Genomic DNA, 26,634 nt, shown 5'->3' with positions numbered 1-26,634 from the left:
CCCCCCCCCCCCCCCCCCCCCCCCCCCCCCCCCCCCCCCCCCCCCCCCCCCCCCCCCCCCCCCCCCCCCCCCCCCCCCCCCCCCCCCCCGGCCCCTGGGACAGATACGGCCGGACGCGGCCGCTGACGCGCCTACGCCGCTCCGAGGTCGCCGAGGCCCAGCTCGCGGGCGATCAGCATGCGCTGGACCTCGCTGGTGCCCTCACCGATTTCGAGGATCTTGGAGTCCCGCCACATACGGGCCACCGGGTACTCGTTCATGAAGCCGTAGCCGCCGTGGATCTGGGTGGCCTCGCGGGCGTTGGTCACCGCGATCTCGGAGGAGTAGAGCTTGGCCAGCGCCGCCTCCTTCTTGAACGGCTCGCCGTGCACCAGCCGGGAGGCGGCGTCGCGCCAGGCGATCCGGGCGGTGTGGGCCCGCATCTCCATGTCGGCGATCTTGAACTGGATGGCCTGGTTGGCGCCGATCGGCCGCCCGAAGGCCTCCCGGGTCCTGGCGTACGTCACGGACTCGTCGACGCAGCCCTGGGCCAGGCCCGTGGCCAGCGCGGAGATCGCGATCCGGCCCTCGTCCAGTATCCGCAGGAACTGGGCGTAGCCGCGGCCCAGCTCACCCAGCAGGTTGGCCGCCGGCACCCGGACGTCGGAGAAGGACAGCTCGCGGGTGTCGGAGGCGTTCCAGCCGACCTTGGAGTAGGGCGCCGCGACCGTGAAGCCGGGGGTGCCGGACGGGACGATGATCGAGGAGATCAGGGGCTTGCCGTCCGGCTTGTGGCCGGTGACGGCGGTGACGGTGACCAGGCCGGTGATGTCCGTGCCGGAGTTGGTGATGAAGCACTTGGTGCCGTTGATCACCCATTCGTTCGTCGCCTCGTCCAGGCGGGCCGTGGTGCGGGTGGCGCCCGCGTCCGAGCCGCCGTCGGGCTCGGTCAGGCCGAAGGCGCCCAGCATCTCGCCGGAGCAGAGCTTCGGCAGCCAGGTGCGCTTCTGCTCCTCGGTGCCGAAGCGGAAGATCGGCATCGCGCCGAGCGAGACCCCCGCCTCCAGGGTGATGGCCACGGAGGAGTCCACACGGGCCAGCTCCTCCAGGACCAGCCCGAGGGCCAGGTAGTCCCCGCCCATGCCGCCGTACTCCTCGGGGAACGGCAGCCCGAAGAGGCCCATGCGACCCATCTCCCGCACGATCTCGTACGGGAATTCATGCCGCTCGTAGTAGTCGCCGATCTTGGGGGCGACCACGTCGTGCGCGAACTCCTCCACGGTGCGGCGGAGTTCCTCGTGCTCGGGGGAGAGGCGGTGGTCCAGCGACATGGCTCAGGGCTCCTGGTGGGAGAGGGCGCGGACGGTGCGGGACGGGCTGGGTCGGCCCAGGTGGCCGGCCATCCACACGCTGGTGGCGGTGAGACGGCCGAGGTCGACCCCGGTGCTGACACCGAGGCCGTCGAGCATCCACACGAGGTCCTCGGTGGCGAGATTGCCGGTGGCGCTCTTGGCGTACGGGCAGCCGCCGAGGCCGCCGGCGGAGGCGTCGACGGTGGTGACGCCGTGCCGCAGGGCGGTGAGGGTGTTGGCCAGGGCCTGGCCGTAGGTGTCGTGGAAGTGCACGGCGAGCCGCTCGGCGGGCACGCCGGCCTCGCCCAGCGCGGTCAGCAGCGCGGCGACGTGGCCGGCGGTGGCCACGCCGATGGTGTCGCCCAGGCTCAGCTCGTCGCAGCCCAGGTCGAGCAGGCGGCGGGCCACGCGGACCGTCCGCTCGACGGGCACGGCGCCCTCCCAGGGGTCGCCGAAGCACATGGAGAGATAGCCGCGGACCCGCAGGCCCGCCTCGCGGGCCGTGGCGACGACCGGCGCGAACATCTCCAGCGACTCGTCGACCGTGCGGTTGAGATTGGCCTTGGCGAAGGACTCGGTGACGCTGCCGAAGACGGCGATCTCCCGGACGCCGAGGGCGAGCGCGCGGTCCAGGCCGCGCCGGTTGGGCACCAGCACGGGCAGCCGGGCCGGGACGCCCTCCAGCATCGGCAGCAGCCGCTCGGCGTCGGCCAGCTGGGGCACCCACTCCGGCCGTACGAAGCTCGTCGCCTCGACCGTGTCCAGGCCGGCGTCCGCCAGCCGGCGGATGAACTCCGCCTTGACCTCCGTCGGGACGACCGTCTTCTCGTTCTGCAGGCCGTCGCGGGGGCCCACCTCGTGGATGCGGACCCGGGCCGGGAGGGTGGGGTCCGGGACGGTCATCGGCAGTCCGCCGGTCATGACTCCTCCTGGGGCGCGGCCGGGGCGACCACGGCCAGCACCTGGTCCATGGCCACCGTGGCACCGGCGGTCACATCGAGCTCGGTGACGGTGCCGGCGTGGGGGGCGGCGATGACGTGCTCCATCTTCATCGCCTCGACGACGAGCAGGCTCTGGCCGGCGGCGACCTCGTCCCCGACGGCCGCCTTGACGACCGTGACCGTGCCGGGCATGGGGGCGGTGAGGGTGCCGGCGTGGGCCGCGGACCCGCCGCCGCTCAGGGACGCCTGGACGGGGTCGTGGGGGAGGAGGTGCCAGGTGTCCCCGTCGTGGGCCAGCCAGATGGCGCCGTCGGGGGTGCGGGTGGTGGTGAGGGCGCGGGTGGTGCCGTCGAGGTCGAGCGTGAGCCGCTCCCCCGCCCCGCCCTCTGCCGAGGGCAGCAGCCGCGCGGTGCCGGGCTCCCGGGCGGACGGCGTCCCGTCCGAGGGCTCCACCAGGAACTCCGTCGCCGGGACGTCGCCGCGGACGCGGACCGTCACCGGGGTGTGGCCCGGGACGCGGAAGTGGTGGGGGGTCCAGGCGGCCTCGCCGCCCAGGCGCCAGCCGCTCGGCACCGAGAACGGGTCCACCCAGCCGCCCGGGGCGGCCCCGGGAGCCGGGACCAGCTCCCGCCGGGCCCGCAGCGCGCCCGCCACATAGACCTCCTCCGGCACCTCCGCGGGGACCAGGGACGCCGCGTCCCGGTCGACCAGGCCGGTGTCGAGGTCGCCCGAGACGACGGACGGATGGGCCAGCAGGCGGCGGAGGAAGCCCACGTTGGTGTCGACGCCGAGGACCGTGGTCTCCGCGAGCGCGGCCCGCAGCCGGCGCAGGGCGGTGGCCCGGTCGGGGCCGTGGGCGATCACCTTGGCGAGCATGGGGTCGTAGGACGTGCCGACCTCCGCGCCCTCCAGCAGGCCGGAGTCCACCCGGACCCCCTCGCCCGCCGGCTCGCGCAGCACCAGGACCGTGCCCGCCGAGGGCAGGAAGTCGACCCGCTCGCCGCTCACGCGCGCGGTCTCGGCGCAGACGCGGGCCTCCACGGCGTGACCGGAGAACGTCACGTCCTCCTGGGTCCGGTCCAGCGCCTCGCCGGCGGCCACCCGGATCTGCCACTCCACCAGGTCCAGGCCCGTGATCAGCTCAGTGACGGGGTGCTCGACCTGGAGCCGGGTGTTCATCTCCATGAAGTAGTAGGAGGAGGGGTCGTCGCCGGGGACGATGAACTCCACCGTGCCCGCGCCCTCGTACCCGCAGGACCGGGCGGCCTGGACCGCCGCCTCGCCCATCGCGGCGCGCGTGGCGTCGTCCAGCAGGACGCTGGGCGCCTCCTCGATGATCTTCTGGTGGCGCCGTTGCAGGGAGCACTCGCGCTCGCCGAGATGGACGACACCGCCGTGGCCGTCAGCGAGCACCTGGATCTCGATGTGCCGGGGGCGGTCGACCCACCGCTCGACGAGGAGGGTGTCGTCGCCGAAGGAGCCGCGTGCCTCGCGCCGGGCGGCGGCGATCTCCTCGGCGAGCAGGGCCTCGTCCCGGACGAGCCGCATGCCCTTGCCGCCGCCGCCGGCCGACGGCTTCAGCAGCACCGGGGTGCCGATCTCCCGCGCGGCCGCGATGAGCTCCTCGTCGGTGAGGCCGCTGCCGGAGGAACCGGGCACGACCGGCACACCCGCGGCGCGGACCGTCTCCTTGGCCCGGATCTTGTCGCCCATCAGCTCGATCGCCGCGGCGGGCGGGCCGATGAAGGCGAGCCCGGCGTCGGCGCAGGCGCGGGCGAAGGCGGCGTTCTCGGCGAGGAAGCCGTAGCCGGGGTGGACGGCCTGGGCGCCCGTGCGGGCGGCGGCCTCCAGCAGGCGCTCGACCGACAGATAGCTCTCGGCGGCGGCCGCCGGGCCGATCCGCACCGCGGTGTCGGCCTCGCGGACGTGCCGGGCACCGGCGTCGGCGTCGCTGTACACGGCGACGGAACGGATGCCCAGCGCGCGCAGCGTCCGGATGACGCGGACGGCGATCTCGCCGCGGTTGGCGACAAGGACAGTCTCGAACATGCTCCGCCTCACATCCGGAAGACGCCGTAGCCACCCTCGCCCAGGGGGGCGTTGGCGCAGGCGGTCAGGGCCAGTCCCAGCACCTGCCGGGTCTCCAGGGGGTCGATGACGCCGTCGTCCCACAGCCGGGCGGTCGCGTAGTAGGCGTTGCCCTGCTGCTCGTACTGCTCGCGGATGGGGGCCCGGAAGGCCTCCTCGTCCTCCGTGCCCCACTCCTCGCCGCGGGCTTCGAGCTGGTCGCGCTTGACGGTGGCGAGGACGGAGGCGGCCTGCTCGCCGCCCATGACGGAGATCTTGGCGTTGGGCCACATCCACAGGAAGCGGGGTCCGTAGGCGCGGCCGCACATCGAGTAGTTCCCGGCGCCGTAGGAGCCGCCTATGACGACCGTCAGCTTCGGCACGCGCGCGCAGGCCACGGCGGTGACCATCTTGGCGCCGTGCTTGGCGATGCCGCCGGCCTCGTACTGCCGGCCGACCATGAAGCCGGAGATGTTCTGCAGGAAGACCAGCGGGATGCCGCGCTGGTCGCACAGCTCGATGAAGTGGGCGCCCTTCTGGGCGGACTCGGAGAAGAGGATGCCGTTGTTGGCGACGATGCCGACGGGGTGGCCGTGGATCCGGGCGAAGCCGGTGACCAGGGTCTGCCCGAACTCCGCCTTGAACTCGGCGAAGCGCGAGCCGTCGACGACGCGGGCGATGACCTCGCGCACGTCGTACGGCGTGCGGGAGTCGACCGGGACGGCGCCGTAGAGCCCGGCGGGGTCGACGGCGGGCTCCTCGGCCGGCTCCACGGTCCAGGGCAGCGGGCCGCGCTCCGGGAGCGTCGAGACGATGGTCCGCACGATGCGCAGGGCGTGGGCGTCGTCCTCGGCGAGGTGGTCGGTGACGCCGGAGACCTTGGAGTGGACCTCGCCGCCGCCCAGCTCCTCGGCCGTGACGACCTCGCCGGTCGCGGCCTTCACCAGCGGCGGACCCCCCAGGAAGATCGTGCCCTGGCCGCGCACGATGACGGCCTCGTCGCTCATGGCCGGGACGTACGCCCCGCCGGCCGTGCAGGAGCCGAGCACCGCGGCGATCTGCGGGATGCCGGCGCCGGACATACGGGCCTGGTTGTAGAAGATCCGGCCGAAGTGGTCGCGGTCGGGGAAGACCTCGTCCTGCATGGGCAGGAAGGCGCCGCCGGAGTCGACGAGATACAGGCAAGGGAGCCTGTTCTCCAGGGCGATCTCCTGGGCGCGCAGGTGCTTCTTGACGGTCATGGGGTAGTAGGTGCCGCCCTTGACGGTGGCGTCGTTGGCGACGATCACCGTCTCGCGGCCCGACACCCGCCCGATGCCCGCGATGACGCCCGCCGCCGGGGCGGCCCCGCCGTACATCCCCTCGGCCGCCAGGGGGGCGATCTCCAGGAACGGCGAACCGGGGTCCAGCAGGGCGTCCACCCGGTCGCGGGGCAGCAGCTTGCCGCGCGCGGTGTGCCGCTCGCGGGCCCTCGCCCCGCCGCCCAGCCGCGCGGCGGCGAGCTTCTCCCGCAGTTCCGCGAGCAGCTCGCGGTGCGCGGCCTCATTGGCCCGCCGGCCGTCGGACGCCGGATCCACGGCGCTCCTCAGCGCCGGTGCCTGCTGCATGTCCTCGAGCTCCCTTGCTCGGTTAATGAGCGTTAACACATCCGCCTTCAGGTTAACGACCACTAACGCCGCTGTCTAGAATCGATTTCGTGAAAGACGCAGCCACCGGCACCCGTACCGACCGGCCCACCCGCCGCGAGCAGATCCTCCGGGAGGCCGCCCGGCTCTTCGCCGAGCGCGGCTTCCACGGCGTGGGGGTGGACGAGATCGGCGCGGCCGTCGGCATCAGCGGGCCCGGGCTCTACCGCCACTTCGCGGGCAAGGACGCGATGCTCGCCGAGCTGCTGGTGGGCATCAGCGGCCGACTCCTGACGGGCGGACGGCAGCGCGTGGCGGACGCCGCGGGGTCCGCGGCCGGGCCGGCCGCGGTGCTCGACGCCCTGATCGACGGGCACATCGACTTCGCGCTCGACGACCGCGCGCTGATCACCCTCCACGACCGCGAGCTCGGCCAGCTCCGCGACAGCGACCGCAAGCTGGTCCGCTCCCTCCAGCGGCAGTACGTCGAGCTGTGGGTGGACGTGGTGCGCCGGCTGCACCCGGAGGCCGCCGAGGCGGAGGCGCGGGCCGCGGTCCACGCCGTCTTCGGGCTGCTGAACTCCACGCCGCACCTCGGCCGGCCCGGCGCCCTGCCCGGCCGCGCGGCCACGGCCGCCCTCCTGCGCCGCCTCGCGCTGGGGGCGCTGGCCGCGCTCTCGACCTGACGCGGGGCGGTGCCGGAAGGCCGCGGGAGCGGACCGTCGCGATCCGGCCGATCGGATCTGGACAGCTCCGGTACCGGCCGGTAGCTTGCCTGAGCAAGCGCTTATACAGCCGGGAGGACGCCGTATGCGCCGCACCGTCTTCGACGAGGACCACGAGGCATTCCGGGCCACGATCCGGGACTTCATCGCCGCCGAGGTCGTTCCCCACCACGACGAATGGCGCGAGGCGGGCATCGTGCCGCGCGACCTCTACCGGAAGCTGGGCGCGCTCGGCGTCTTCGGTATCGAGGTGCCCGAGGAGTACGGCGGCGCGGGCCTGCGCACCTTCAAGTTCCAGGCCGTCATCGCCGAGGAGTGCGCCCGCGCCGGCGTCACCTTCGGCAGCGCCGGCGTGCACACCGCGCTGTGCCTGCCCTACCTCCTGGCGTACGCGAACGAGGAGCAGAAGCGGCGCTGGCTGCCGCCCTTCGTCTCCGGCGGGATGATGACCGCCATCGCCATGACCGAGCCCGGCACCGGCTCGGACCTCGCCGGGATGCGGACCACCGCCCGGCTCTCCGAGGACGGCACGCACTACGTCCTCAACGGCGCCAAGACGTTCATCACCGGCGGAGTCCACGCCGACCGCGTGATCGTCTGCGCACGCACCGCCCCGCCCGGCGCGGAGGACCGGCGCCGTGGCATCTCCCTCCTCGTCGTCGACGCGGCGTCCGAGGGCTACGCCGTCGGCCGCAAGCTGGAGAAGCTCGGCCTGAAGACCTCCGACACCGCCGAACTCTCCTTCACCGACGTCAAGGTGCCCGTCGAGGACCTCCTCGGCGAGGAGGGCGAGGCCTTCTCCTACCTCGCGCACAACCTCCCGCAGGAGCGGCTGGGCATCGCCTTCGGCGCCTACGCGCAGTCGGCCGCCGCCCTGGACTTCGCCCTCGCCTACGTACGGGAGCGCACCGTCTTCGGACAGCCGGTGGCGTCCTTCCAGAACACCAAGTTCGTGCTGGCCGACTGCCGGGCCGAGGTCGACGCGATGCAGGCGGTCGTGGACCGGGCCCTGGAGGCGCACGACGCGGGCGAGCTGACCGCCGCCGACGCGGCCTCCGCCAAGCTCTTCACCACCGAGCGCGCCGCCGTCGTCATCGACAAGTGCCTCCAGCTGCACGGCGGTTACGGCTACATGATGGAGTACCCCGTCGCACGCCTGTACGCGGACACCCGCGTCAGCCGCATCTACGGCGGCACCAGCGAGGTCATGCGCTCGATCATCGCCAAGTCGATGGGACTGTGAGACCTCCGACCATGAACGAGCCCCTCACCGCCCTCGACGACCTCCTCGGCCTGCTCGACCTCGAACCGATCGAGGAGAACATCTTCCGCGGCGCCGCCGGCAGCGCCACCATCGTGCCGCGCGTCTTCGGCGGCCAGGTCGCCGCCCAGGCCCTGGTCGCCGCCGGGCGCACGGTCCCGGCGGACCGGCAGGCCCACTCGCTGCACTCCTACTTCCTGCGCCCCGGCGACCCCGAGGTGCCCATCGTCTACACCGTGGACCGCATCCGCGACGGCCGCTCCTTCACCACCCGCCGCGTGGTGGCCGTGCAGCACGGGCAGCCGATCTTCCACCTCTCCGCGTCCTTCCAGTGCGACGAGGAGGGCCTGGAGCACCAGGAGCCGATGCCGGCCGCGCCCGACCCGCTCACCCTGCCCACCGCCGCCGAGCTGCTGCCCCGCTACGAGGACCTGCTGGGCGGCCCGGTGGCCGTCGAGCGGATCCTGGAGGCGCGCGACGCCGTCGACCTGCGCTACGTGGACCAGCCGCCGCTGGCCAGTGTCGGCGAGCCGCGCGAGCCCCGCTCGCAGGTGTGGTTCCGGACCAACGGCAAGCTCGCGGACGACCCGCTGCTGCATGTGTGCCTGGCCACCTACGTCTCCGACATGACCCTCCTGGACTCGGTGCTGCTCGCCCACGGGCGGGGCGGCTGGGCCATCGGCGACGTCGTCGGCGCGAGCCTGGACCACGCCATGTGGTTCCACCGTCCCTTCCGGGCGGACGAGTGGCTGCTCTACGACCAGGAGAGCCCCACGGCGCAGGGCGGCCGGGGCCTCGCCCGCGGCCGGATCTTCACCGCGGACGGGCGGCTGGCCGTTTCCGTCATCCAGGAGGGCGTGGTGCGGGTGCCGCGCGGCTGAGGCCGTTACCCTCTGATGGCCGATCATCCAGGGGAGGGGCCGCATGGCACAGGGACAGGTGGCGATGAGCAACGCGATACGGGCGCTGCTGATGGCCGGGGGCGTGGCGCTGATCGCCGCCGGGATCGTCTTCGCCTTCTTCGCCCACGGCCGGATCGTCGACCTCACCGGGAGCGCCAGGCTGATGTCCGGCCTGGCGCTGCGCGGGGCCGAGGCCGCCGTGCTCTACGGCGGCTCCTGGCTGGCCGTCAAGGGCTGGAACGGCCGCTGGGACAAGCGGGCCTAGGGCCGGCCCGGCCCCGCCCGGTGTCCCGCCCGGGAGCGGCCCGCTACGCCAGCCCCGCCGCGCCCAGCAGGTACGCCGTCATCGGCTCGTAGAAGCGCGGGTCCAGGACGTGGTCGTCCAGCGGGACGGCCACCTGAAGGGTGCCCTCGGCCTCGGCGAGGAAGAGCGCCGGGTCGTTGCAGTCGGCGAAGCCCACCGTGTCGATGCCGCGCTGCGCCGCGCAGCCCGCCCAGCCGTGGTCGGCGACCACCAGGTCGGGGCGGGGACGGCCCTGGAACTCCAGCCCGTCGAGGATCGCCGCCATGGGGGCGGGGGAGTGGGTGTGCCACAGGGTGGCCCCGCGCTCGTACACCGCCACCCCGTCCGCGACCTGGTAGACGGATCCGTCGTCCGCGCGCAGCCCACTGGGGATGGAGACGATCTCGCAGCCCGCCGCCCGCAGCGCGGCGGCCGTCGCGCGGTGCACGTCCAGCAGCCCGCCCGGATGGCCGGTGGCGAACAGCACCCGCCGCCCGTCCTCGGCCGCCTTGCGGAGGAAGGTCGCCGCCCGCTCCAGCGCCGCCACCGTCAGCTCCGGGTCGATGGTGTCCTGGCCCGCCCGGTGCTCCAGGTCGTCGCTGACGCCGCAGCGCTCGGCCATGACCGCCAGCACGTCCTGCTCGTCCGTCCACCGGTCGCCGAGCTCCACGCCCAGCCAGTACAGCCGGTCGCCCTGGGCGAGCCTGCGGTAGTGGTCGAGGTTGTTCTCCCGGGGAGTGGCCACGTGGCCCGCGATGCGCGTACGGACGAGGTGATCGATCAGCTCGGCGCGGCTGGGTGGTATCGGCATGGGCTCATTCTCCCCCGGTGAAGCGCGATGGACGTCGTGTCCATATGACCCGGCGGATCCTTCACTTCCGTACATGTGCGGAATCCGCCGTGCTGCCTACCCTCGGGTACGTCCCGGGGCGACCGCTCCGACGTCGACGCGATCGTGACCCGTCGGCGCCCCGTCCGTGATCCGAGAGGCCCCAGCATGAGCACCCCCGCCCCCCGTGAACCGCGTGGCCCGGTCGACTCCTCCCGCATCCCGCGCTACGCGGGCCCCGCGACCTTCGCCCGCCTGCCCCGCCTCGACGAGGTCGGCAGCGCCGACATCGCCGTCGTCGGCGTGCCGTTCGACACGGGCGTGTCCTACCGCCCGGGCGCCCGCTTCGGCGGCAACGCCATCCGCGAGGCCTCGCGCCTGCTGCGCCCGTACAACCCGGCCCAGGACGCGTCGCCCTTCGCCCTCGCGCAGGTCGCGGACGCCGGCGACATCGCCGCGAACCCGTTCAACATCGACGAGGCCGTCGAGACCATCGAGGCCGCGGCCGACGACATCCTGGGCACCGGCGCCCGCATGATGACCCTCGGTGGCGACCACACCATCGCGCTGCCCCTGCTGCGCTCGGTGGCCAAGAAGCACGGCCCCGTGGCCCTGCTGCACTTCGACGCCCACCTGGACACCTGGGACACCTACTTCGGCGCCGAGTACACCCACGGCACGCCGTTCCGCCGGGCCGTCGAGGAGGGCATCCTCGACACCTCCGCGCTGTCGCACGTCGGCACCCGCGGCCCGCTGTACGGCAAGAAGGACCTCACCGACGACGAGAAGATGGGCTTCGGCATCGTCACGTCCGCCGACGTGATGCGCCGCGGCGTCGACGAGATCGCCGACCAGCTGCGCCAGCGCGTCGGCGACCGCCCGCTCTACATCTCCATCGACATCGACGTCCTGGACCCGGCCCACGCGCCCGGCACCGGTACGCCCGAGGCCGGCGGTCTGACCTCCCGCGAGCTGCTGGAGATCCTGCGCGGACTGTCCTCCTGCAACCTGGTCTCCGCCGACCTGGTCGAGGTCGCCCCCGCGTACGACCACGCCGAGATCACCTCGGTCGCCGCCTCGCACGCGGCGTACGAGCTGACGACGATCATGTCGCGGCAGATCGCGGACGCGCGCGGCTGACGTCCGGGCGCCGGCAGGGGGTCGGCGCGTCCGGCGGGCCGGCGGTTCCGGCGGCGGTGTGAAGACCGCGTAAGTCCGGGGCCGCCGCGCGACAAGGGCGCGTCAGGACGCGGTCGCGGAGCGTGCCCGGGGCGGTTTGCTGAGGCGGTCATTCCCGCCGAGGCGGCCGCAACCGCCGCCGTGACCGCCGAAGGCCACCCCTCTGATGCCGCACCTGGCGACCGAAGCCCCCCGACAGGACCGACAGGACCTCCTCCTCCCGCCGCCCGCCGGCCGGCCGCCCCGGCGCCGCCGCCACCGCCGTGTGGCGGGCGGCGCCGTCGATCCCGCGCTGCTCCTGGCCTCCTTCCCGGACGCGCTGCGCAAGCTGCACCCGAGGGTGATGGTCCGGCACCCGGTGCTCTTCACCGTCGAGGTGGGCTCCGCCCTCACCACGGTCTCCGCCCTCCTCGACCCCTCCGTCTTCGCCTGGCTGATCAGCGTCTGGCTGTGGCTCACCGTCGTCTTCGCCAATCTCGCGGAGGCCGTCGCCGAGGGCCGCGGCAAGGCCCAGGCCGAGACGCTGCGCCGCACCCGCTCCACCACGACCGCGCGCCGGCTGCGCACCTGGCGGGTGAGCATGGACCGGCGCGACTGGGTGGAGGAGCGGGTCGCGGCCGGTGACCTGCGGCCGTACGACGTCGTGGTCGTCGAGGCGGGCGAGACGATCCCCGGCGACGGCGAGGTCGTCGACGGCGCCGCCGCGGTGGACGAGTCGGCCGTCACGGGCGAGTCCGCCCCCGTCGTCCGGGAGTCCGGCGGCGACCGCTCCGGCGTCACCGGCGGCACGACCGTACTGTCCGACCGGATCGTCGTCCGGATCACCTCACGGGCCGGCAGCACCTTCCTCGACCGCATGATCGGCCTGGTCGAGGGCACCAGCCGGCAGAAGACGCCCAACGAGCTGGCGCTCAACATCCTGCTCGCCTCGCTCACCGTGATCTTCATCCTGGCCGTCGTCTCGCTGCAGCCCATGGCCGGCTGGGCGGGCGCCCCGCAGAGCATCACCGTGCTCGTCGCGCTGCTCGTCACCCTCATCCCGACCACCATCGGCGCCCTGCTCTCCGCGATCGGCATCGCCGGCATGGACCGGCTCGTGCAGCGCAACGTCATCGCGCTCTCCGGACGGGCCGTGGAGGCCGCCGGTGACGTCGGCACGCTGCTGCTGGACAAGACCGGCACCATCACCCTCGGCAACCGCCGGGCGGCCTCCTTCGTGCCCGTCCAGGGCGTCACGCACGACCTGCTGGCCGACGCCGCCCAGCTCTCCTCGCTCGCCGACGAGACGCCCGAGGGCCGCTCCATCGTCGAGCTCGCCGAACACCACGGCATCCACCGCGCCGCCGCCGACTACGCGCACGGCCGCTTCGTGCCCTTCTCCGCCGGCACTCGGATGAGCGGGGTCGACTTCTCCTACGAGGGCGACTTCTGCCGCATCCGCAAGGGCGCGACCGACGCGGTGCTGCACTGGGTCCAGCGGCGCGGCGGCACGGTGCCCGAGGACGCCCGGTGGATCGCCGACTCCATCGCCGCGGGCGGCGGCACCCCGCTGCTCGTCGCGATCGAGGACCCCGGCGGCACCCGGGTGCTGGGCGCCGTCCACCTCAAGGACGTCGTCAAGCCGGGCATCGCCCAGCGCTTCGCCGAGCTGCGGGCCATGGGCATCAGGACCGTCATGGTCACCGGCGACAACCCGCTGACCGCCCGGGCCATCGCCGCCGAGGCGGGCGTCGACGACTACGTGGCCGAGGCCACCCCGGAGGCGAAGCTCGCCCGCATCCGCGAGGAACAGGCCGGCGGCAACCTCGTCGCCATGACCGGCGACGGCACCAACGACGCGCCCGCCCTGGCCCAGGCCGACGTGGGCGTGGCGATGAACAGCGGCACCTCGGCCGCCAAGGAGGCCGGCAACATGGTCGACCTCGACTCCGACCCCACCAAGCTCATCGAGATCGTCGAGGTCGGCAAGCAGCTGCTCATCACGCGCGGCGCGCTGACCACCTTCTCCATCTGCAACGACGTCGCCAAGTACTTCGCCATCGTCCCCGCGATGTTCGGCGGCGTGGCCGGCTACGAGGGCCTGGAGAAGCTCAACGTCATGGGCCTCCACAGCTCCACCTCGGCCATCGCCTCCGCGATCGTCTTCAACGCGCTCGTCATCGTCGCCCTGATCCCGCTCGCCCTGCGCGGCGTGCGCTACGCCCCCTCCTCCGCGCACGCGCTGCTGCGCCGGAACCTGGGCCTCTACGGCCTGGGCGGGCTGGTCGCGCCCTTCATCGGGATCAAGCTCATCGATCTCCTGATCCAGTACATCCCGGGCATGTGACGCGTACGCGACCGCCGATTTCATTGCGGCGGGATGAAATCCGCAGCCCACGGCGTTGGGGCCTTCCGTCGGAACAGGGGAGCGGGACAGCGGGAGGTCCGGGGTGGCGGCGAGGGATGCGACGGGACAAGGGTGGGCCAGGAGGCTCGCCGGGTACTGCTGGCGGTACCGCGGCGCGGTGCTGCTCGCGCTGGGCTCCTCCCTCGCCGGCATGGCCGTCATGGCGCTCGTCCCGCTCATACCCAAGCTGATCATCGACGACGTCATAGGCTCCGGCGAGCGGCCGCTCGCCCCCTGGGCCACGCTGCTGATCGTGGCCGCGGTCGTCGTCTACGGCCTCACGTACGTCCGCCGCTACTACGGCGGCAGGCTCGCCCTCGACGTTCAGCACGACCTGCGGACCGAGATGCACGCCTCTATCGCCCGGCTCGACGGCCGGCGGCAGGACGAGCTCTCCACCGGCCAGGTCGTCGGCCGGGCCACCAGCGACCTCCAGCTGATCCAGAGCCTGCTGTTCATGCTGCCGATGATGATCGGCAACATCCTGCTCTTCGTCATCTCCCTCATCGTGATGGCGGTGCTCTCGCCGCTGCTCACCGTGGTGGCCCTGGCGGTCGCCCCCGCGCTCTGGTTCCTCGCCCAGCGCAGCCGCGTCAAGGTCTTCCCGGCCACCTGGGTCGCCCAGGGACAGGCGGCGGCCGTGGCGGGCGTCGTGGACGGCGCCGTGACGGGCGTCCGCGTCGTCAAGGGCTTCGGCCAGGAGGCGCAGGAGTCCGGGAAGCTGCGCGAGGCCGGGCGGAGCCTGTTCGCCGCCCGGATGCGCACGATCCGGCTGAACTCGCGCTACACCCCCGCCCTGCAGGCGGTGCCCGCGCTCGGCCAGGTCGCCATGCTGGCGCTGGGCGGCTGGATGGCCACCCGCGGCCAGGTCACCCTCGGCACCTTCGTCGCCTTCTCCACCTACCTGGCGCAGCTCGTGGGCCCGGTGCGGATGCTGACCATGGTGCTCACCGTCGGCCAGCAGGCCCGCGCGGGCGTCGAGCGCGTACTGGAGCTCATCGACACCGAGCCCGTGGTGCGGGAGCGCGCCGGGGCGCGCGAGCTGCCCGAGGACGCCCCCGCCACCGTCGAGTTCGACGACGTGACCTTCGGCTACGACCCCGAGCGGCCCGTCCTGGCCGGCCTCAGCCTGCGCGTCGAGCCCGGCGAGACCCTGGCCGTCGTCGGCGCCTCCGGCAGCGGCAAGTCCACGCTCGCCCTGCTGCTGCCGCGCTTCTACGACGCCACCTCCGGCACGGTGCGGGTCGGCGGCCACGACGTGCGCGAGCTGACCCTGCCCTCCCTGCGGTCGGCGATCGGCCTGGTCCCTGAGGACAGCTTCCTGTTCTCCGACAGCATCCGCGACAACATCGCCTACGGCGTGCCGGACGCCACCGACGAGCAGGTCCGGGCGGCCGCGCGCGCCGCGCAGGCGGACGGCTTCATCTCGGCGCTGCCCGAGGGCTACGCCACCGAGGTCGGCGAGCAGGGATTGACCCTCTCCGGCGGCCAGCGCCAGCGCATCGCGCTCGCCCGCGCGATCCTCACCGACCCCCGGCTGCTCCTCCTGGACGACGCGACCTCCGCGGTCGACGCCCGCGTGGAGCACGAGATCCACGAGGCGCTGCGCGGCGTCATGGCGGGCCGTACGACCCTGCTGATCGCCCATCGCGCCTCCACCCTCGCCCTGGCCGACCGCATCGCCGTCCTCGACGGCGGCCGTCTCGTCGACGTCGGCACGGCGGAGGAGCTCGAGGAGCGCTGCGCGCAGTACCGGCGGCTGCTCACCGACCCCGAGGAGCTCGCGGGCGTCACCAAGGACCCCGCGGGCGCCGTGGCGGTCCTCGACGGCACGCCGGTGGCCGCCGCCGGGAACGGTCGTCCCGCCGGCCGCCGTGCGGTCGACGGGATCACGCCCGGCCTGTGGGTGCGCAAGGACGCCGGCGAGGCCGGGGCCGGCGCGGGCGCCGGGGCGCCCGCCACGCCCGAGCTGCTCGCCAAGGTCGCGGCGCTGCCGCCGGCCGACGACACCCCCGACGTCGACGAGGACGGCGCCGCGCGGCCCGAGGAGTCGTACGGGCTGCGCCGCCTGCTGCGCGGCTTCGGGGCGCCCCTGGCCGTCAGCCTGCTGCTGGTGGCCGTCGACGCGCTGGCGGGCCTGCTGCTGCCCGTCCTGATCCGGCACGGCATCGACCAGGGCGTCCAGCGCCTGGCGCTCGGCGCGGTCTGGGCGGCCTCCGGGCTCGCCCTGCTGGTGGTGCTCGTCCAGTGGGCGGCGCAGATCGGCGAGACGCGGCTGACCGGACGCACGGGCGAGCGGGTGCTCTACTCGCTGCGCGTGAAGATCTTCGCCCAGTTGCAGCGGCTCGGCCTGGACTACTACGAGCGCGAGCTCACCGGCAAGATCATGACCCGGATGACGACGGACATCGACGCCATGTCGACGTTCCTGCAGACCGGTCTGGTCACCGCCGTGGTCTCCGTCCTCACCTTCTTCGGCATACTCGTCGCGCTCGTCGTCCTCGACGCCCAGCTGGCCCTCGTCGTCCTCGCCACCCTGCCGCCGCTGGTCGTCGGCACGGTCGTCTTCCGCCGGAAGAGCGTCGCGGCGTACGAGCTCGCCCGCGAGCGGGTCGGCCTGGTCAACGCCGACCTCCAGGAGGGCGTGGCCGGGCTGCGGATCGTGCAGGCCTTCCGCCGGGAGGCCGCGGGCGGCCGGCGGTTCGCCGACCGCAGCGCCTCCTACCGCGAGGCGCGGGTGCGCGGCCAGTTCCTGATCTCGGTGTACTTCCCGTTCGTGCAGCTGCTGTCGTCCGTGGCGTCGGCCGCGGTGCTGATCGTCGGCGCGGGCCGGGTGGAGCAGGGCACGCTGACGGCGGGCGCCCTGGTGGCCTACCTCCTCTACATCGACCTGTTCTTCGCCCCCGTCCAGCAGCTGTCCCAGGTCTTCGACGGCTACCAGCAGGCCACCGTCTCCCTCGGCCGGGTGCAGGAGCTGCTGCGCGAGCCGACGACGACCCCGGTGGCCGCGGAGCCGTACGAGGTGCGGAAGCTGAGCGGCGAGGTCGTCTTCGACGACGTGCGCTTCCGGTACGCGGGCGCCGACGGTGACGCGCCCGCGCTGGACGGCGTCCGGCTGACCGTTCCGGCGGGCCAGACGGTGGCGTTCGTCGGCGAGACGGGCGCCGGCAAGTCCACGCTGGTCAAGCTGGTCGCCCGGTTCTACGACCCGGTGTCCGGCGCGGTGCGCGTGGACGGGCGCGACCTGCGCGGGCTGGAGCCCGTCGCGTACCGGCACCGGCTCGGCGTCGTCCCGCAGGAGCCGTACCTCTTCCCCGGCACGGTGCGCGACGCGATCGCCTACGGGCGGCCGGACGCGAGCGACGCGGAGGTCGAGGCGGCGGCACGGGCGGTGGGGGCGCACGAGATGATCGCCACGCTGGACGGCGGCTATCTCCACGCCGTCAGCGAGCGCGGCCGCAACCTCTCCGCGGGCCAGCGGCAGCTGATCGCCCTGGCCCGGGCCGAACTGGTCGACCCCGACGTCCTGTTGCTGGACGAGGCCACGGCGGCCCTGGACCTCGCGACCGAGGCCCTGGTCAACGAGGCGACGGACCGGCTGGCCGGGCGCCGCACGACCCTGGTGGTGGCCCACCGGCTGACCACCGCGGCCCGCGCGGACCGGGTGGTCGTCCTGGACCGCGGCCGGGTGGTCGAGGACGGCACCCACACCGAGCTGCTGGCGCTGGACGGCCACTACGCGCGGCTGTGGCGGACGTTCAAGGGCGAGACCGTCCCGGCCTGAGCGTCAGCGGGGCCGCAGCACCATCAAGATCGAATTCCTTCCCCGCTGACTCTGGCGTGGCGCACGGTACCCCCGGTAGGTTCGCGGCGACCTTTGCGAACCCAGGGGAGGGCGTATGCGCAAGGCACTCAGAGCGCTGCTGGCACTGACGATGTCCATAGGGACGGTCGGTGCCGGCAGCGCGGCGGCAGGGGCGGCGACCGACGCCGGCACCGTGCCGGACATCAAGGAGCGCGTCCTGAAGATTCCGGGGATGAGCTTCGTCGAGGAGAAGCCCTACGAGGGCTTCCGCTACCTCGTCCTGAACTACAAGCAGCCGGTGGACCACCGGAACCCGGCCAAGGGGACGTTCGAGCAGCGCTTCACCCTGCTGCACAAGTCCACCGACCGGCCCACGGTGTTCTTCACCTCCGGCTACAACGTCAACACCACCCCGTCGCGCAGCGAGCCGGCCCGGATCGTCGACGGCAACCAGGTGTCGATGGAGTACCGCTTCTTCACCCCGTCGCGGCCCCAGCCCGCCGACTGGTCGAAGCTCGACATATGGCAGGCCGCCAGCGACCAGCACCGCCTCTTCCAGGCGCTCAAGCCGGTCTACAACAAGAACTGGCTGGCCACCGGCGGCAGCAAGGGCGGCATGACGGCCACCTACTTCCGTCGCTTCTACCCGAACGACATGAACGGCACCGTCGCCTACGTCGCGCCCAACGACGTCGACAACAACGAGGACTCGGCCTACGACCGGTTCTTCGCGAACGTCGGCGACAAGGCCTGCCGCACCCAGCTCAACTCGGTGCAGCGCGAGGCGCTGGTCCGCCGCGACGAGATCGTCGCCCGCTACCAGAAGTGGGCCGACGCCAACGGCAAGACGTTCAAGGTCGTCGGCAGCGCCGACAAGGCCTACGAGAACGTCGTCCTGGACCTCGTGTGGGCGTTCTGGCAGTACCACCTGCAGAGCGACTGCAAGACCGTCCCGGCCACCAAGGCGTCCACGGACGACCTCTACAAGTTCATCGACGAGATCTCCGGCTTCGACGGCTACACCGACCAGGGCCTCGAGAAGTTCACGCCGTACTACTACCAGGCCGGCACCGAACTGGGCGCGCCGACCTTCAAGTCGCCCCACCTCAAGGGCCTGCTGCGGTACCCCGGCATCTACTCGCCGCGCAACTACGTGCCGCGTGACATACCGATGAGCTTCCGCAAGGGCTCGATGACCGACGTCGACCGCTGGGTGCGCGAGGACAGCACGCGCATGCTCTTCGTCTACGGTCAGAACGACCCGTGGAGCGCCGAGCCGTTCCGTCTCGGCCGGAACGCCGAGAAGCGGCACGACTACCGCTTCTTCGCCCCGGGCGGCAACCACGGCACCAAGATCGCCGACCTGGTCGCCGACGAGCGGGCCAAGGCGACCGCCGAGGTCCTGCGCTGGGCCGGTGTGGCCCCCGCCGCCGTCCAGAAGGACGACCGCGAGGCCAAGCCGCTGGCGCCGTTCAACTCCAAGCTCGACCGCAAGGACGTGGAGCGCCGCTCCAGCCTGCGTCCGTAGCACCCCGGCAGGACCGGCAGGACCGTCAGACCGGTAGGCGGCGGGCGCACCCCACGGGTGCCCCGCCGCCGATCTGTACGTACAGGTCGGTGCCCGGCGGGCAGTCCTCACGGTCGCGCGCGGCCCGCTCCACGCGGAACTCGGGGGCGTGGTCGCCGGCGCCGTCGCAGGCGGTCTCCTTCACCACGCCGTGCCGCTCGGTGTAGACGCAGTCCCCCGGCACGGTCAGCGGTCCGCCGCCCCTGCCGGGGTCGCCCGGGTGCGGCGGCCGCAGGTTGCGCATGCAGGCGTAGCCCTCGGGGACGCTCTCCGACTCCGACGTCCCCGCGTCGACCGCCGTGATGTGCAGGACGAAGTCCGTGGTGTCGGGGCAGCGCGGGCCGCCCTCGCGCGGGCCGTAGTAGCGGGCCAGGACGCTCGCCGCCGCCTGGTCGCTCCCGCAGTCCACCTCGGCGAAGGCGGGCACGCCACGGCCCGTGCACGCGCCGCGGGCCAGGAACGCGGCCCCGCCCCGCGGCCCGGCGGGCGTGACGGCCTCCCCGCCCTGGGCGACGGTCTCCGATCCGGCCCGGCCGGCCGCCTGGCAGCCGGTGAGCGCGTAGGAGCCGTACAGCACGGCGAGCGCGAACAGCGCCCGCGGCAGCGCTCGATGGCGCATGGTCTCCCCCAACCCACCCTACGGGCGTCCAGAGTTACCCGACGGCCACCGGCGCACACCAGGCGTGCGGGAGGCTTCGCGGAGGGTGACCGCGCGCCCCCGGGCCGGGCGGAACCGGCCGGTCGCCGGTCGCCGGGCATCCGCCACCGGTGCGTCGGAGGGGGTGCACCGGCGGCGGCGTGCCGCCGTCCGCAGGCGGCGGAGAGGGCGGTCGGCGACGCGGCCAGCGGCGGAGCCGACACCGCTCTGCGGAACCCGGAGGCAGCACGCCCGTTGGACGGGACGCGCGCCGGAGCGGTTCCGCCGGCCACGCGCGCTCCGGGCCCGTGGGAGGGGCCGCCGGAGGGCCGCCGCGGGGTCAGCCCGCGGCGCGGCGCGGCCCCCGGACGCCGCGCGCCCGGCCCAGCCGCATGGTGGGGCGGAGGGCGAGCAGCCCGGCCCGCGGGGCGAGCCGCCGGACCATGGCGAAGACCGAGTCGGTGCGGGAGCGGTCGCTGTCCAGCACGGTGAAGAGGTTGACGCCGAGGTAGAAGGTGACCGCCGCGTTGGCCAGGTCCCGGGGCGGCATCAGCCGGCCCAGCGGGGTGCCCCCGATGACCCGCTCCAGGGTCTCCTCCATGAACGCCAGCCACGGCTCGACCCGCGTCCGGATCTCCTCGCGCAGCTCCGGCTTGGCGACCGCCGCGGCGACGAGCTCGGACAGCAGGGTGATGTGACCGCCTTCGAGGTCGTCGCGGTACACGCGGGTGGCCGCCTCGGCCAGCTCCTCCAGGGTGCGGGCGCCGCCCACGGTGGCGGTGTGCCGCTCCATCCGCTCGGCGGAGGACCGGTCCAGGGCGGCGAACAGCAGGGGATCGACGCCGCCGAAGTGATAGAAGACCAGGGCGGAGTTGACGCCGGCCTCCCGGGCGATGGTCCGCGCGCTGGCCTTGCCGTACCCCTGGGTCCGCAGCACCGCGCCCGCCGCCGTGATCAGCCGTTCCCTGGTCTCCACCGACATGAGCCGCCCCCTCGACGAGCGTTCATCATACGGTTCACGGGCCCGGGCGGCCGGGCGCGGGGGCGGGCCCGCGCACCGGTCAGAAACTGCGCTCCGGCCACTGCTCGCGCAGCAGCCGGACGGTCTCGTGGATGGCCGGGCGGCGGGCCGCCCCCGCGCGCCAGTAGGCGAACAGCCGCCGGGTGGGGGTGGGTTCGAGGGGCACCGCCCGTACGCCGACGGGGAGCTGCCCGCGGCCGAGCCGGGGCACCAGCGCGATGCCGAGGCCGGCCGCGACGAGGGCGACCTGGGTGTGGTTCTCGGCCACCTGGTAGGCGAGGTCCGGCTCGCTGCCGGCACCGCGCAGCGTGCGCACCAGCCAGTCGTGGCAGACCGTGCCGGGCGGCTGGCAGACCCAGCGCCGGTGCGTCAGGTCCCGCGCGCCCAACGACTCCCGCCCGGCGAGCGGATGGTCCTCCGGCACCAGCACGTCGCACACGTCGTCGCCGATCCGCACCCGCTCCAGGCCGTCGGGCGCGGGCAGCGGCTCGGAATCCCACTCGAACGCCACCGCCAGGTCGAGGGCGCCCCGCGCCACCAGGCCGATGGACAGGTGCGGGTCGATCTCGGACAGCCGGGCGTCCAGGGTGGGGTGGGCGCGGCCGAGCGCGGCCAGCACGCCCGGCATCAGCCCACGGGCCGCCGACGCGAACGCCCCGACCACCAGCCGGCCCGTGGGCTGCCCGCGCCGCTCCTCCAGATCGGTCTCGGCCCGTTCGACCAGGGCCAGCAGCTCCCGCGCGGTCTCCGTGAGCCGTACCGCGGCGTCGGTCAGCACCACCCCGCGCCCCCGGCGCTCCAGCAGGGTGGTGCGGGTCTCCCGCTCCAGCTTGGTGATCGACTGCGACACGGCGGACGGTGTGTATCCGAGCGCGACGGCCGCCGCGCTCACCGAACCGTGCACGGAGACGGCGTGCAGCGCGCGCAGTCGCGACAGGTCCAGCATCAGGTCAACCCCCCTGTGGATTCAGCATCGCTGAATCCCATCATGAAGAATCGCGCGCTGGTGCTACAGGGTCGTGAACGATCACGCTGGTCGCATGCGTCCACCGCACATAGCCCTCGCCGTCGCCGTCGCGGCCCTGTGGGGCGTCAACTTCGTCGTGATCGATGTCGGCCTCGACCACTTCCCGCCGCTGCTCTTCTGCGCGCTGCGCTTCCTCGTGGCCGCGCTGCCCGCCGTCCTCTTCGCCGGGCCGCCGCCCGTGCGGTGGCGCTGGATCATCGGGGTCGGGCTGGCGCTGGGCGTCGGGAAGTTCGGTCTGCTCTTCGTCGGCATGCGGAGCGGCGCCCCGGCCGGGCTGTCCTCGCTCGTGCTCCAGTCACAGGCGGTCTTCACCGCCCTCTTCGCGATCCTCGCCCTGGGTGAGCGCCCCGGCAGGGTCCGGCTGGCCGGCATGGCCGTGGCCGCGGCGGGCATCGTCCTCGCCGCCGTCGACGAGAGCGCCTCGGGGCCGCTCCTGGGCTTCGTCCTGGTCGTCGTCGCGGCGGCCTGCTGGGGCGTCTCCAACGTCCTGACCCGCAAGGCCGCGCCCGCCGACGGGCTGCGCTTCACCATCTGGATCAGCACCGTGCCGGTGCTGCCGCTCCTCGCGCTCTCGCTCCTCTTCGAGGGGCCGGAGGCCGACGCCGAGGCCCTGCGCTCGCTGGACCTCTCCGGGGCGGGCGCCCTGCTGTTCGTCGCCTGGGTCAGCACCCTCCTGGGCTTCGGCGCCTGGAGCTTCCTGCTGCGCTCCTACGACGCTTCGTCCGTCGCCCCCTTCACCCTGCTGGTGCCGGTCTTCGGCATGACCTCGGCGGCGCTGCTGCTGGGGGAGACGCCCGGGCCGCTGCGGCTGTGCGCGGCGGTGCTGCTGGTGGGCGGGGTCGCCGTCACCTCCCTCGCGGGGCGGCGGCGACCAGTCCCCGCAGATACTCGGCCCCCGGCCCCGCCAGCTGGGCGAACTCGGCCACCTGCGGGTGCCACCGCTTCTCGTACTCCCAGCACAGCCAGCCGTCCCACCCCGCCCGGCTGAGCGCCCCCACGCACGCGCCCAGTGGCAGCACCCCCGTGCCCAGCTGCAAGGGGGTGCTGTCGTCGGCCGACCCGACGTCCTTGACCTGGACGTAGCCCAGGTGCGGGGCCAGCGCGGGGAAGCTGGCGGCGGGCTCCTCGCCGGCCCGCCAGGTGTGCAGCACGTCCCACAGCGCCCCGACGCTGCCGTGTCCCACCGGCCCCAGCACGCGTACGGCGTCCTGGGCGCGGGGGTGCGAGTCGTGGGTCTCCAGCAGGACGCGCACGCCCGTGTCGGCGGCCAGCGGCGCGATCGTCCCCAGCCGCCGCGCGGCCGCCTCGTCGGCCTCGGCCGCGGGCCGCTCGCCGCCGCCGGGGAACACCCGGACGTACCCGGCCCCCAGGTCGCCGGCGAGCCGCACCAGGCCGTCCAGCTCGGCCAGCACCGGCTCGTCGGGCCCGGCGGCGGCCACGCGCGCGTACCCGGCCACCGCCAGGACCGCCACGCCCGCCTCCGCGAACGCGGCGGCCGCCGCGGCCCGCGTCCCCGGTGGCACGCCGGGGTGCACGGGCTCCTCGGGGTGGGCCCGCAGCTCCACCCCGTCGTAGCCGTGGGTCGTCGCGAGCCGCACCACGTCGCTCAGCGGCAGCCCGGGTGTTCCGAGAGTGGAGAAGGCCAGCTTCATGCTGAGCGGTTTCCCCGCCGGGCCGCGGGAAATGCCCTTCCTGTCGAAGTCGGGCCCGCACCGGGGACGGGAGGCGCGCGCATGGCGGCACCGGAGGACGGGACGGCGCGCGGACGGACCAGGGACGTCCGTGTCGCCGTGAACGGCGCGACCGGCCGGATGGGCCATCGCCAGCACCTCGTGCGCTCCCTCCTCGCCCTCCGCGCGGCCGGCGGCGTCCCGCTCGGCGACGGCACCGCGCTGCGGCCCGAACCACTCCTCGTCGGCCGCGACGGCGGCAGGCTGGCGGCGCTCGCCGCCCGGCACGGCGTCGAGGGGTGGTCCACCGACCTCGACACCGTCCTGTCCGACCCCGCCGTGACGGTCTACTTCGACGCCCAGGCCACCGCCGTCCGGCCCGCGGCCCTGCGCCGGGCCATCGCCGCGGGCAAGCACGTCTACTGCGAGAAGCCGGTCGCCGGCGGGCACGCGGAGGCCCTGGAGCTGGCCCGCCTCGCCCGGGCCGCCGGCGTCCGGCACGGCGTCGTCCAGGACAAGCTCTTCCTGCCCGGGCCGCGCAAGCTCCGCCGCCTCCTCGACGCGGGCTTCTTCGGCCGGGTGCTGTCGGTGCGCGGGGAGTTCGGCTACTGGGTCCTCGAGGGTGATGGGGAGCCCGCCCAGCGGCCCTCGTGGAACTACCGCGCCCAGGACGGCGGCGGCATGGCCGCCGACATGTTCCCCCACTGGGAGTACCTGCTGCGCGAGCTCTTCGGCCCGGTGCGGACCGTGCAGGCGCGCCTGGCGACCCACATCGGCCGCCGCTGGGACGAGCGGGGCCGGCCCTACGAGGCCACCGCCGACGACGCCGCCTACGCCGTCCTGGAGCTGGAGGGCGGCATCGTCGCGCAGTTCGCCTCCTCCTGGGCGGTCCGGGTGCACCGGGACGAGCTGCTGGAGCTCCAGGTCGACGGGACGGACGGCTCGGCGGTGGCCGGGCTGCGGCGCTGCCGGATCCAGCCGCGGTCGGCCACGCCCCGGGCCGTGTGGGACCCCGACGTGCCGTCCGGCGAGGACTTCCGCGCCCGCTGGTACGAGGTGCCGGACGCCCCCGGGGACGACGCCAACGCCTTCAGGGCGCAGTGGGAACTCTTCCTGCGGCACGTCGCGCTGGGCACCCCGTGGTCCCACGACCTGTTCGCCGGCGCGCGCGGCGTCCACCTCGCCGAGCTCGCCGGCCGGTCCTCCCGCGAGGGCCGGCGGCTGGCCGTGCCGGAGCCGGCCCCGTGATCCGGCTGCCGGACGCCTCCGGGCGGCTGCGCCCGTACGTCCCCGGGCCCGCGCGGCCGGTGCCGCCCGGCCCGCCGCCGCGCGACCGGCTCCTGCTGGCCGCCGCCCACGTCGTGGCCGACCCGGCCGGTGGCGCCGCCGCCCTGGACTGGGACGCCATGCTCGCCTTCCGCCGTCATCTGTGGGCCCACGGGCTGGGCGTCGCCGAGGCCATGGACACCGCCCAGCGCGGCATGGGCCTGGACTGGGACACCGCGGCCGAACTGATCCGGCGCTCGGCGGCCGAGGCCGCGGCCGTCGGCGGCCGGATCGTCTGCGGCGCGGGCACCGACCACCTCGTGCCGCCGTACGGCACGCTCGCGGACGTCGTGGCCGCCTACGAGCGGCAGCTGGAGGCCGTGGAGGCGGCGGGCGCGCCGGCCGTCGTCATGGCCTCCCGCGCCCTGGCCGCCGTCGCCCGCGGGCCCGACGACTACGAGCGGGTCTACGGGCGGCTGACGCGCCAGACGGAACGGCCGGTGATCCTCCATTGGCTCGGCCCGATGTTCGATCCGGCCCTGGCGGGCTACTGGGGCGCCGACGACCTCGACGCCGCCACGGAGACCCTGCTGCGGATCGTCCGCGCCCGCCCCGGCAAGGTCGCCGGAGTGAAGGTCTCGCTCCTGGACGCCGGCCGCGAGCGGGCGCTGCGGCGGCGGCTGCCGCCGGGGGTGCGCTGCTTCACCGGCGACGACCTCCACTACCCCGCGCTGATCGAGGGCGAGGACGGCCGGCACAGCGACGCCCTGCTGGGCGTCCTCGACCCGCTGGGGCCGTGGGCCGCGCACGCCGCGCGTCTCCTCGACGCCGGCGACCGGGGCGGTTTCCGGGCGGCGCTGGATGCGACGGTCCCGCTGGCCCGGCACCTCTTCGCGCCGCCCACGCGCTTCTACAAGACGGGCATCGTCTTCCTGGCGTGGCTCTCCGGCCACCAGCGGCACTTCGTGATGCCCGGCGGGCTGCACACCGCGCGGACGGTGCCCCACCTGGCCCGGGCGTACGAACTGGCCGACGGGCTCGGTCTCTTCCCCGACCCCGGCCGCGCGCGGGACCGGATGGCCCGCTGGCTGGCGGCCCAGGGGGTGAGGGAGTGAGCGGAATGCTGGATTCCGATATCGCGCGGTTCAGCCTCAACCAGCGGACGATCCGGCAGTGGTCGCTGCCCGAGCTGGTGGCGGGCTGCGCGGCGGCCGGGGTGCGGGCCGTCGGACTGTGGCGGGAACCGGTGCGGGAGTACGGCGTCGCGGCCGCGGCCCGGCTGGTGCGCGGCGCCGGACTGACCGTCAGCACCCTGTGCCGAGGGGGCTTCCTCACGGCGGCCGGCCCCGCCGGGCGGGCCCGCGCGCTGCGGGACAACCGGGCCGCCGTCGAGGAGGCGGCGGAGGTCGGCGCCGGCGTCCTGGTGCTGGTGGCGGGCGGACTGCCGGCGGGCGACCGGGACCTGGCCGGCGCGCGGGAACGGCTGGCCGACGCCCTGGCCGAACTGGGGCCGTACGCGGCCGGTCGCGGAGTGCGGCTCGCGATCGAGCCGCTGCACCCGATGTTCGCCTCCGACCGGTGCGTGGTCTCCACCCTCGGGCAGGCCCTCGACCTCGCCGAGCGCTTCCCGTCCGGCCAGGTGGGCGTGGTCGTGGACACGTACCACCTGTGGTGGGACGACACGGTGGGGCGGCAGCTCGTCCGGGCGGGGGAGGGCGGCCGGATCGCCGCCTTCCAGCTCGCCGACTGGGTCACGCCGCTGCCGGAGGGCGCGCTGCTCGGCCGGGGGCAGCTGGGCGACGGGTGCGTGGACCTGCGGTGGTTCCGCGAGCGGGTGGAGGCGGCGGGCTACGCCGGACCCGCCGAGACGGAGATCTTCAGCCCCGCGCTCTGGGCCCGCGACGGCGCGGAGGTGCTGGCCGAGATCCTGGGGCGATATCGCACGCATGTGCTGTGACCTGGGGTTCGGGACTCTGGGTAACGGAATCATAACGCCTCGGAATCGGTGCAACCCTTCGCGGCTCCGGAGGGTCGTTATGAACATCAGGCTTCCCGGGGAGGGATCCGGGGGGATTCAGGGGAAGCCGGTTCCGGGGGGAACCCGAGGGGCCC

General features: G+C 74.3%; 20 protein-coding genes and 1 pseudogene. 12 read left to right on the top strand and 9 right to left on the bottom strand.

Going from position 1 to position 26,634, the window contains the following annotated elements; genetic code table 11:
- Positions 1-131: 131 nt before the first annotated feature.
- Genes AC07BS_RS25025 through AC07BS_RS25010 form a run of 4 tightly spaced genes read right to left on the bottom strand, consistent with a single transcriptional unit; the run spans position 132 to position 5,946 of the window.
- Entirely contained in the window at positions 132-1,304 is a 1,173-nt protein-coding gene (locus tag AC07BS_RS25025; RefSeq protein WP_478642146.1) for an acyl-CoA dehydrogenase family protein, read from the bottom strand.
- Between the two features lie 9 nt (positions 1,305-1,313).
- Positions 1,314-2,252: a hydroxymethylglutaryl-CoA lyase gene (locus tag AC07BS_RS25020; protein ID WP_478641795.1), complete on the bottom strand. Its 939-nt coding sequence runs from the start codon at positions 2,250-2,252 to the stop codon at positions 1,314-1,316.
- Positions 2,249-4,321, bottom strand: coding sequence for an acetyl/propionyl/methylcrotonyl-CoA carboxylase subunit alpha (locus AC07BS_RS25015; RefSeq protein ID WP_478641794.1), 2,073 nt, complete (start codon positions 4,319-4,321; stop codon positions 2,249-2,251). The genes AC07BS_RS25020 and AC07BS_RS25015 overlap by 4 nt, the downstream gene beginning before the upstream one ends.
- Before the next feature lie 8 nt (positions 4,322-4,329).
- A complete protein-coding gene (locus AC07BS_RS25010; RefSeq protein WP_478934560.1) occupies positions 4,330-5,946 on the bottom strand; it encodes a carboxyl transferase domain-containing protein in 1,617 nt (538 codons plus the stop codon).
- Between the two features lie 89 nt (positions 5,947-6,035).
- Between AC07BS_RS25010 and AC07BS_RS25005 the strand changes: the two genes are divergently transcribed.
- The 4 genes from AC07BS_RS25005 (at position 6,036) to AC07BS_RS24990 (ending at position 9,117) form a co-directional block, all read left to right on the top strand.
- The gene (locus AC07BS_RS25005) at positions 6,036-6,650 is read left to right on the top strand and encodes an SACE_7040 family transcriptional regulator (RefSeq protein WP_478934559.1); all 615 of its coding nucleotides are present in this window, start codon (positions 6,036-6,038) and stop codon (positions 6,648-6,650) included.
- Between the two features lie 124 nt (positions 6,651-6,774).
- Positions 6,775-7,932: an acyl-CoA dehydrogenase family protein gene (locus tag AC07BS_RS25000; protein ID WP_478641788.1), complete on the top strand. Its 1,158-nt coding sequence runs from the start codon at positions 6,775-6,777 to the stop codon at positions 7,930-7,932.
- An 11-nt stretch (positions 7,933-7,943) separates the two neighbouring features.
- Positions 7,944-8,831 carry an acyl-CoA thioesterase II gene (tesB, locus tag AC07BS_RS24995; RefSeq protein WP_478641786.1) on the top strand — a complete coding sequence of 296 codons (888 nt, stop codon included), beginning with the start codon at positions 7,944-7,946 and terminating at the stop codon, positions 8,829-8,831.
- Positions 8,832-8,874: 43 nt separating this feature from the next.
- Complete coding sequence (locus AC07BS_RS24990; RefSeq protein WP_478641784.1) at positions 8,875-9,117, top strand: hypothetical protein; 243 nt, start codon at positions 8,875-8,877, stop codon at positions 9,115-9,117.
- 43 nt (positions 9,118-9,160) lie between these two features.
- Here AC07BS_RS24990 and AC07BS_RS24985 read toward each other — a convergent pair whose 3' ends face one another.
- On the bottom strand, positions 9,161-9,946 hold the full coding sequence (locus tag AC07BS_RS24985; protein WP_478641783.1) for a phosphatase: 786 nt from the start codon (positions 9,944-9,946) through the stop codon (positions 9,161-9,163).
- 186 nt (positions 9,947-10,132) lie between these two features.
- Here AC07BS_RS24985 and speB point away from each other — a divergent pair, with 186 nt between their 5' ends.
- The 4 genes from speB to AC07BS_RS24965 all read left to right on the top strand — a co-directional run bounded on the left by speB (position 10,133) and on the right by AC07BS_RS24965 (position 18,862).
- Positions 10,133-11,104, top strand: coding sequence for an agmatinase (gene speB / locus AC07BS_RS24980; RefSeq protein WP_478934558.1), 972 nt, complete (start codon positions 10,133-10,135; stop codon positions 11,102-11,104).
- A gap of 205 nt (positions 11,105-11,309) precedes the next feature.
- Positions 11,310-13,469, top strand: a complete 2,160-nt coding sequence (kdpB, locus tag AC07BS_RS24975) for a potassium-transporting ATPase subunit KdpB (RefSeq protein WP_478934557.1) — start codon at positions 11,310-11,312, stop codon at positions 13,467-13,469.
- Between the two features lie 103 nt (positions 13,470-13,572).
- Positions 13,573-17,313: an ABC transporter ATP-binding protein gene (locus AC07BS_RS24970; RefSeq protein WP_478641778.1), complete on the top strand. Its 3,741-nt coding sequence runs from the start codon at positions 13,573-13,575 to the stop codon at positions 17,311-17,313.
- 115 nt (positions 17,314-17,428) lie between these two features.
- The gene (locus AC07BS_RS24965; RefSeq protein WP_478641775.1) at positions 17,429-18,862 is read left to right on the top strand and encodes a S28 family serine protease; all 1,434 of its coding nucleotides are present in this window, start codon (positions 17,429-17,431) and stop codon (positions 18,860-18,862) included.
- 25 nt (positions 18,863-18,887) lie between these two features.
- Here the strand turns inward: AC07BS_RS24965 and AC07BS_RS24960 are convergent, their stop codons facing one another.
- The 3 genes from AC07BS_RS24960 to AC07BS_RS24950 form a co-directional block, all read right to left on the bottom strand.
- Positions 18,888-19,520 carry a hypothetical protein gene (locus AC07BS_RS24960; RefSeq protein WP_478641772.1) on the bottom strand — a complete coding sequence of 211 codons (633 nt, stop codon included), beginning with the start codon at positions 19,518-19,520 and terminating at the stop codon, positions 18,888-18,890.
- A gap of 358 nt (positions 19,521-19,878) precedes the next feature.
- Entirely contained in the window at positions 19,879-20,520 is a 642-nt protein-coding gene (locus AC07BS_RS24955) for a TetR/AcrR family transcriptional regulator (protein ID WP_478641770.1), read from the bottom strand.
- A gap of 79 nt (positions 20,521-20,599) precedes the next feature.
- Entirely contained in the window at positions 20,600-21,505 is a 906-nt protein-coding gene (locus tag AC07BS_RS24950) for a LysR family transcriptional regulator (protein ID WP_478934556.1), read from the bottom strand.
- 94 nt (positions 21,506-21,599) lie between these two features.
- Between AC07BS_RS24950 and AC07BS_RS24945 the strand changes: the two genes are divergently transcribed.
- Complete coding sequence (locus AC07BS_RS24945; protein WP_478934555.1) at positions 21,600-22,574, top strand: EamA family transporter; 975 nt, start codon at positions 21,600-21,602, stop codon at positions 22,572-22,574.
- On the opposite strand, the pseudogene AC07BS_RS24940 reads toward AC07BS_RS24945, so the two are convergent.
- Positions 22,564-23,238 (bottom strand): annotated as a pseudogene (locus AC07BS_RS24940) (sugar phosphate isomerase/epimerase family protein); the annotation flags it as partial. The gene AC07BS_RS24945 and the pseudogene AC07BS_RS24940 overlap by 11 nt on opposite strands.
- Before the next feature lie 81 nt (positions 23,239-23,319).
- On the opposite strand from AC07BS_RS24940, the gene AC07BS_RS24935 reads away from it, so the two are divergent.
- From AC07BS_RS24935 to AC07BS_RS24925, 3 genes are read left to right on the top strand one after another with little or no spacing between them, the layout of a single operon-like run.
- Positions 23,320-24,504, top strand: a complete 1,185-nt coding sequence (locus AC07BS_RS24935; protein WP_478641765.1) for a Gfo/Idh/MocA family protein — start codon at positions 23,320-23,322, stop codon at positions 24,502-24,504.
- Positions 24,501-25,637, top strand: coding sequence for a dihydrodipicolinate synthase family protein (locus tag AC07BS_RS24930; RefSeq protein ID WP_478641763.1), 1,137 nt, complete (start codon positions 24,501-24,503; stop codon positions 25,635-25,637). Before AC07BS_RS24935 ends, AC07BS_RS24930 begins: the two co-directional genes overlap by 4 nt.
- Positions 25,638-25,642: 5 nt before the next feature.
- Positions 25,643-26,479, top strand: a complete 837-nt coding sequence (locus tag AC07BS_RS24925) for a sugar phosphate isomerase/epimerase family protein (protein ID WP_478641761.1) — start codon at positions 25,643-25,645, stop codon at positions 26,477-26,479.
- Positions 26,480-26,634: the final 155 nt, after the last annotated feature.

Source organism: Streptomyces sp. NPDC044063 (genome assembly GCF_056434285.1).
This window is presented reverse-complemented; position numbering and strand designations above follow the sequence as displayed.